Raw genomic sequence first — 551 nt, 5'->3', positions numbered from 1 at the left:
GGATTTGCTCACCTTTGAATTCGACAATGACAGCCTGCGTCTGAATCTCTTTCAGCGTGTCTTGCCCATCCACTACATCTCCTTGGTGATACTCCACGTTATTGATTTTCACCCAACGACGATTGGCATCACTGGCATACATGTGCGTTTGCAAATTAAGGGCCGGAAGACGTCCTTGCCACCGCTGCGCATTGCGCTCCAAGTCATTCACCTGTGACGGTGCAGAAGTCGGTGCATCGTTTTGAGACAGCGCATTTTCCACTTTTTTGGCGAGATCTGGAGACAAGGAAGACAAGTCTAGATCATCCAATGACAAACCTAAGTCGTCACGACGATGCGTAGATGCTGTGCTCGTGACGGGAGTAGCCGTTGTCGGATCTGGAGCCTCACTCTCGTTGGCATACTCGGAGGGTTGCAAGAATGTCCCAATGTCGCGAGATAACTCGGCACTCGGCCATTCTCGTGGCAGTTGAGCAAGATCCGTTGATTCTGGATAATCTAAAACTTCAAATGGTTGTACGACTTCCGCCACCACTACCTCTGGCGTAACC

The 551-nt window shown here is 50.5% G+C and carries 1 protein-coding gene; it reads right to left on the bottom strand.

Annotated elements, in window-relative coordinates; all coding sequences use genetic code 11:
- On the bottom strand, positions 1-551 hold a 551-nt coding region (locus R7Z49_RS26960), incomplete at both ends, for a general secretion pathway protein GspB (protein ID WP_318112734.1).

The sequence above is a fragment of the Vibrio sp. 1562 genome, assembly GCF_033340155.1.
GTDB classification, from domain to species: Bacteria; Pseudomonadota; Gammaproteobacteria; order Enterobacterales; family Vibrionaceae; genus Vibrio; species Vibrio alginolyticus.
This window is presented reverse-complemented; position numbering and strand designations above follow the sequence as displayed.